This is a genomic window from Synechococcus sp. O70.2 (genome assembly GCF_047462135.1).
Classification (GTDB): Bacteria; Cyanobacteriota; Cyanobacteriia; order Thermostichales; family Thermostichaceae; genus Thermostichus.
Map to the genome: position 1 here is coordinate 70,828 of NZ_JANSIS010000009.1, position 6,665 is coordinate 77,492.

The 6,665-nt window shown below is 59.9% G+C and carries 3 protein-coding genes; 1 reads left to right on the forward strand and 2 read right to left on the reverse strand.

Annotation, left to right across the window (positions count from 1 at the left end; all coding sequences use genetic code 11):
* Positions 1 to 76 precede the first annotated feature (76 nt).
* Both NW812_RS10020 and pcrA read right to left on the reverse strand, forming a co-directional pair.
* Positions 77 to 3,286: an AAA family ATPase gene (locus NW812_RS10020; RefSeq protein WP_414396423.1), complete on the reverse strand. Its 3,210-nt coding sequence runs from the start codon at positions 3,284 to 3,286 to the stop codon at positions 77 to 79.
* 161 nt (positions 3,287 to 3,447) lie between these two features.
* On the reverse strand, positions 3,448 to 5,775 hold the full coding sequence (gene pcrA, locus NW812_RS10025) for a DNA helicase PcrA (RefSeq protein WP_414396425.1): 2,328 nt from the start codon (positions 5,773 to 5,775) through the stop codon (positions 3,448 to 3,450).
* A 242-nt stretch (positions 5,776 to 6,017) separates the two neighbouring features.
* Between pcrA and NW812_RS10030 the strand changes: the two genes are divergently transcribed.
* Positions 6,018 to 6,533 (forward strand): hypothetical protein, encoded by a 516-nt coding sequence (locus NW812_RS10030; RefSeq protein WP_414396427.1) that lies wholly within the window; start codon positions 6,018 to 6,020, stop codon positions 6,531 to 6,533.
* Positions 6,534 to 6,665 lie beyond the last annotated feature (132 nt).

Consider the following 6,665-nt stretch of genomic DNA (forward strand, 5'->3'; position numbering starts at 1 on the left):
CCTGCGCAAAAGCTCAAGCAGGAGAGCCTTAGCTTCCCCTGGCTGCAAAGGCAGGCTGGCGGCCCCCGCCAGCCGACTAGCTGCGAATGGAGAGGCGGGATCCCTGGGGAGAAGGCTGCACCTCGATGCGGCAGGGAAAGGCATCTTGCAGGCTCGGGATGTGGGTAATGACCAGGATGCAGGCAAACTCGGAGGCAATGGCGTTGATGGCCGCCAGCAGCTGGGCCCGCCCGGTGGCGTCCTGGGATCCAAACCCCTCGTCGATGATCAAGGTTTGCAGGTCAGAGCCGGCGCGCTGGGTGAGCAGGCGAGACAACGCTAGGCGAATGGCGAAGTTGATGCGGAAGGCTTCTCCCCCGGAATAAGTCTCGTAGGGGCGGGTGCCGCGGGGATCAGCGATGAGGATGTCGAGGGTTTCGATTAGCTTGTCCGAACGTCGCCCCGAGCGCTGGGTTACAAAGCGGAGTTGCAGGCGGTGCTGGGTGAGGCGGCCCAGGATCTGGTTGGCCTGGGCTTCTAGCTCCGGCAGGACGTTTTCGATGATCAGGGCAGGAATGCCGTTGCGGCCGTAGGCGTTGGCCAGCTCTTGGTACACCTGCTGCTGGCGGCGGGCTTGCTGCAGTTGCTGCTCCAGCTCGGCTTGCTCCGCTTGTCGCTCAAGGGCTTGCTGCAACCGCTGTTGGGCCGCCCCAAGCTGAGAGAGCACCTGATCTAGCTCTTGCCGGTGCTCCTGCAGGGCTTGGCGGATCCCTTCCAGGTGAGTAGGTGAGACCTCGGGCTGCTCCGCCAGCTGTCGTTGTAGCGCCTCCAGCTCTTGGGTGGCCTGGGCAAGCTGCTGGCGGCTTTCCTGTAGGCGTTGGGCCAAGACCTGGCTGCGGGCTCTTGCTTCTGGCAGCTCCTGGCAGGCCATCTGGAGGGCTTGCAGGCGGGCCGGCCACAGTTGCGCCTGGGCCAGCTCTGCTTTTACTTGCTGGTGCAGGGATCCGTCATAGCCAAGGTGGTCCAGCGCCTGCTCGATCTGGGCCAGCCGTTCCGCCAGAGCAGCAGAGGAGGCTGTCTGCCGCAGGGCTTCCAGCTGCGCTTGCAGGGAGGCGATTTGCTCGTCCAGGCGAGGGCGGCGCTCTTGGGCTTTGCGCAGTTCCTGGGAGCGGCCCAGGGCCCAGCGCCAGCGCTCCAGCTCTGCTCGTTGCAGGGCGTGTTCCCGCTCGTCGTAGCCCAGCTGCTGCAGGGACTGCTGGATCTGGGCAAGCTGCTGCCGTGCCTCTTGGGCGTAGGCTTCTTGGCTGAGGAGCTGCTCCAGCTCTACCGCTTCTTGTCGCCAGGCCTCCAGCTGCCGACGGCGCTCCTGCTCAGCCTCCCACTGCTGTTGCAGGCGTCCCTGGAGGTGCAGTCGCTCGTCCCAGGTGGCCAATTCCTGGCCAAGACGCTGAGCTTCTTCTTGCAACAGCCCGATCTCCCGGTCGGCCACCGCCAGTTGCTCGCGAATGACAAAGAGCTCGCCGGCAATCTCCTCTTGGCGCTGGCGGTGTTTTTGCAGCACCACCGCCCTCAAAGGCGGGCTGAGGGGGCGAGCGCAGAGGGGGCAAACCCAGAGCTGGGATCCTGGCGTGGCCAGCCCTGGGGCGGGCGGTGCGGGCGCAGCAGGCTGCTCCGAGAAGGCTGCTTCGGGGGTGGCTTTGTCTGCCACGGCCTTCACCCCCGCCAAAGCAGGGACAGAGTAGGGCTCTCCGGGTTCAGGAGGGTCAGCGCCTGGGCAATTCGGATCCTTCTGGAGGGGGAAAGTTTCCCAGGGATCCTCTAGCAGGCGGCAGTGCTCCTCCTCCTGTTGCCACTGCTGCTGGAGAACCCGCTGCCGCTCCTGCAGCTTCTGCACAAAGAGGCGGCGCTCTTGGATTTTTTCCAGCACCTGCTGCTGGTAGAGGCGCTGCCGTTCCAGCTCGGCCAGGGCCGCTGCTCCGGCGGCAATTTTCTCGGCCAGTTGCTGCTGCTGTTGGGCCAGGCTCTCCTGGCTTTGCAGATGCTGCTTGAGGAACTGGAGGCGGGCTTGCAGGCGTTCCCGCTCGTGGCGGATCTCCTCCTGCCAGTGCCGTTGTTGCTCTAGGAGGGTGGCCGCTTGAGCCTGAGCCTCGTTCAAGCTCTGCAGCCGCTCATAGGCCTGCCGGTAGTGGTACAGGGCGTTTTCAATGCGCTCCTGTTCGGCCAGGAGTTGGGCATCGGCCTGAGCCTGGACCTGGCAGGCAGCCAATTCCTGTTGCAGCTGTTGCATCCTCTGCAGGTATTGCTGCTGTTGCTCGGCCTGTTGGGCCTGCAGCTTTTGGCGTTCCTGCACCAGCTGTTGTTGCTGCTGGAAGAGATGGTGGAGATGGCGATCCTGCGCCATCAGGGCTTGATAGCGTTCGTAGCCGGCCTGGATCTCTTCGCTTTTGGCAACCAGCTCTTCCAACTGCAAAAGCTGCTGCCGCTGCGCTCGCCACTGCTGCTCGGTGTGGTGCAGGTTGGCGCTGAGCTTGTGCACATGGTGGGCAAGCTGCTGGTACCGCTCCTGGAGGGTGCGGCGATGTTCGTAGGCGCGCTCTAGAGCCTGCAACTCCTGCTGCTGCTGCACCAAGAGCTGTTGCAGATGGGTTTGCCGTTGCTGAAGCTGCTCCAGTTGCGTTTGGATTTGCTCGAGGTCGGTGGGGTGTTGCTCCAGCTTGCGCAGGCGCTCTTGGAGCAGGTCGGCTCTGAGCTTGGCGCTGCGGGCCTGTTCGCGGCAGCGCTCGGCCAGCAAGTCGTACTGGCCCAGCTTGAGCATGTCCGCCAAGACCTGCTTGCGCTCGCCGGGGCGCTTTAGGGTAAAGGCATCGGCCTGTCCCTGGCGCAGGTAGGCGGAGTGGAGAAAGGTGTCGTAGTCAAGGCCAAGCTGACTTTCAATTGCCTCTTGAGTGGCGCGCAGGCCCCGGCGGGTAAGGCTGCGCCAACGGGCTTGGCCCTCGCTTTCTCCAATCTGGATTTGCCACTCCAGGGATCCCTCCCCCGAGAGGTGGCGGCTGCGCAGGACGCGGTAGGTCTGTCCGCGCGAGCGGTAGATCACCTCCACCCAGGTTTCGCTAGCTCCTTTGCGGATGAGATCGCTGTCGTTGCTGGCCCGGCTCTGGCCCCAGAGGCCCCAGGTAAGGGCATCAAGCAAAGCCGATTTGCCCGCCCCGTTGGGACCACAAATGCAAGCGGTGTGGATCCCGCGCAGATCCAAAACCGCCTGAGAGTAGCAGAGAAAGTTGCGTAAGGTCAGGCGAACCGGGATCACAGGGGCGGCTTTGGTTGCAGCAAAACCATGGCGATGAGCCCTTTGCTCTAGTCTATGAAGTTATTTGCCAGATCCCAAGTCCTGCATCGGCCAATGCCCCCAGGTCAGATGCAAAGACGCCCTGCCCGGTCAAGCTGCCAAAGTCGTTTTGGACCAGAGCGCTAGCTGAGCTTTTGGATGGGTGCGATGCGCGGATCCAAAATTTTTTGGCCCACCGCGGGAAACCTCACAGCTAAGGTAACCTGGTCGCCGCTGCCAAAGATGTGAGTAATTTGCCCCTGGCCAAATTTGGGGTGTTGCAAACGATCTCCCACCGCCCAGCGCTGGGATCCCTCCCAGCCAGTAGCTGCCTCTCTGGGTTGAGCTACCCTGCGAGGTTGCAGCAGGCCGCCTCTCTGCCACTGGATCAGGTTGTGCGGCAGCTCACTCAAAAATAGAGAGGGGATGGCAGGCTCGCAGTTGCCGTAGAGGCGTCTTTTGCTGGCGTAGCAGAGAAACAATTGCTCGCGGGCGCGGGTAATGCCTACGTAGCAAAGGCGCCGTTCCTCTTCCAAAGCAGCCGGATCCTCCAGGGTGCGGAAATTGGGAAACAGACCCTGTTCCAACCCCACCAAAAAGACCACGGGGAACTCCAGTCCTTTGGAAGTGTGCAACGTCATCAAGGCAACTTTCTCGGCCCCTTCCTCCAGATTGTCCAAATCCGCAGCCAAAGAGACAGCGCTCAAGAAAGCCTCGAGGCTGGGATCCTCCTCTTCTTCCTCAAATTGACAAGCGGCGTTGTAGAGCTCCATCACGTTGGCAATTCTCTCCTCAGCCTCTGGCGTGCCCTGGGCCTTGAGATCTGCTAGATACCCAGAATCCCGCAGCAATTCTTGCAAAAGGGTAGCAGCGGAAACCTGCGCTACTTGTTTGTGCCAATGTTCGATGAACTGGGCAAACTGGATAACCGGCTTGGCGGAGCGCCCCACCAGCTTGGTTACAGCAGCCTCGTCGCAGAGGATGGCCCACAAAGGCACATTGAGGGCAGTTGCTGCTTCGGTTAGTTTGTCCAAAGTGGATTTGCCAATACCCCGCCGCGGCACATTGATAATGCGCAACAGGCTAAAGGAGTCGGCAGGGTTGAGCACGGCCCGCAAATAGGCCAGCACATCTTTAATTTCCTTGCGCTCGTAAAATCGCAGCCCGCCCACCACTGTGTAGGGGATCCCCCACCGCAGCAAAACCTCCTCAAAAGGGCGAGATTGGGCGTTGGTGCGGTAGAGGATGGCAAAATCTCCCCAGGAAGAGTTGGGATTTTGGCTGTGTAACTTGCGAATGGTGTTGACCACAAACTCAGCCTCTGCCATCTCGTCCTCCGCCTGGTAGCAAACGATAGGATGGCCTGGAGGGCGAGTTGGCCGGAGAATTTTATCGATGCGCTCCGTGTTTTTCTCGATCAAGACGTTGGCTGCCTCCAAAATAGTAGCTGTAGAGCGATAGTTTTCCTCCAGCTTCACCATGGTGTGGGTTTCGTCGTCTGGAAGGCCATCGCCAAAGGTCTCTTGAAACTCGAGCAAAATGGTAAAATCTGCCCCGCGAAAGCGATAGATACTTTGATCCGCATCACCCACCACAAAGATGGAGCGATTGGTCCAGTCCCACTTGGAGCGGCAGCTCTCCCCATTGGTAACTAGCAGCCGGATGAGTTCGTACTGGGTGCGGTTGGTATCTTGGTATTCGTCCACCAAGATGTGCCGAAAGCGCTGGTGCCAGTAGGCCAAAACCTGCTCGTTTTGGCGGAAAAGCTGCACCGGGATCCAAATTAAGTTGTCGAAGTCGAGGGCATTATTGGCCGCCAGTTGATCTTCGTAGAGCTCGTAAACCTGAGCTAGGACGCGGCCGCGGAAATTGGGCTGGTGGCGTTCCAGATCCGCAGGGGTCCAGCCCTGATTTTTGGCCCTGCTGATGGCATAGCGCACCAACTTGGGATCAAACTGGCGCTCATCCAAGTTAAGCTGCTTGATGACAATTTCTTTAATCAAAGATTGGGCGTCAGACTCGTCAAAGATTGAGAAGTGGCGAGTCCACCTGCGTCCCTTGGGATCCCGATATTTTTCAATCTCCAGGCGCAGAACCTGGGCAAATAGGCTGTGAAACGTGCCGATCCAAAGGGGTTTAATCCAACGGTGGTAAACACTGGATTTCAGCCGGGTGGCCTGAGCAGGCTCCAGTTGCGCCAAAGGGATCCCAAATTGTTCCTGCGCCTCCTGCTCGGCAAAAAGCTGCTCGATGCGCTCCTTCATTTCGCGAGCGGCCTTGTTGGTGAAGGTAACGGCCAAAATCTCCTCTGGATTTACCCGATAGTGGCGGATGAGGTAGGCAATGCGGTGGGTGAGGGTGCGTGTCTTGCCGGAACCTGCCCCCGCCACCACCAGCAAAGGGCCACAAAAGTGCTGCGCCGCTTGGCGTTGGGAGGGATTGAGGCCATCCAACAAGGAGCTAGAAGCCATATTTATTGCCGCCCCCGAGAAACTGCTTTCCATTATGGGCCCAGGCTGGCAACCCAACGGGGGTGGGAAGCCCAACCAGGAGCGCCAGGGCCAAAGATGAAGATTGGTTAAGATTTGGCCAGCCCACCCCAGAACTTGCTGCTATGAAACGAGTTTTGCTTGGCTGCGGCTGCCTGCTTGCTTTTCCAAAAAGACTTGTCGCTTGTGGGGTTGCTACCTTTGCTTTCCTCTTCTTGGGCCCGTTGGCCCCAGCTCAAGCTGGCAACTGCCCCAGCAACGGCAGCCCCAACGTATCCCTTGACCTCAAGCTGGAAAGCATTTCCGGGGATCCCCTTGACCTAGGCAGCTACCACGGCCTGCAGGCGCTGATCTTAACCAACCGCCAAACCCGCTCCCAAGCAGAGGCCCTCTCCACAAGTTTGGCTCTGGAGTTTGGGCACAACCCTCGGCTGCGCCAGGTTGTGTTGATCGATGGCAGAGGGCTGCAGCTGGTGCGAGACCTGGTTCTGCAGGCCATCCGCGAGAGCGTGCCGACAGATCCCCGCTTGGCTTCTCCGTTTGTCCATGTCTCGGTTGATTTCGAGGGGGCAGCCATCCAGAAGCTGCAGGAGATCGCCGCCGAAGTGCTACCCGGGATCGATTTTCGCCGCCAGGCCGCCCTGCTGCTTTTAGACGGTCGGGGCACGCTTCTAAGTGGGTTTGCCAACCTGGACCAGTCCAATCTCCGCATTCGCCAGTGCATTCGTACGCGCATTTGACCAAGAAAACTGGGTTTCAAGCCCTGCCGTTGAGAGCGGCTTTTTGTATGATGCTCTAGATAGCAGAAGGACAACTTTGCATGTACTTTGTCCGCAAGCTCAAGCTGGGAGTTTCAGACCAACTGCAACTTT

Coding starts and splice junctions, on each gene's coding strand:
- pcrA (WP_414396425.1), bottom strand. CDS start 5,775: ATGGCTTCTAGCTCCTTGTTGGATGGCCTCAATCCCTCCCAACGCCAA.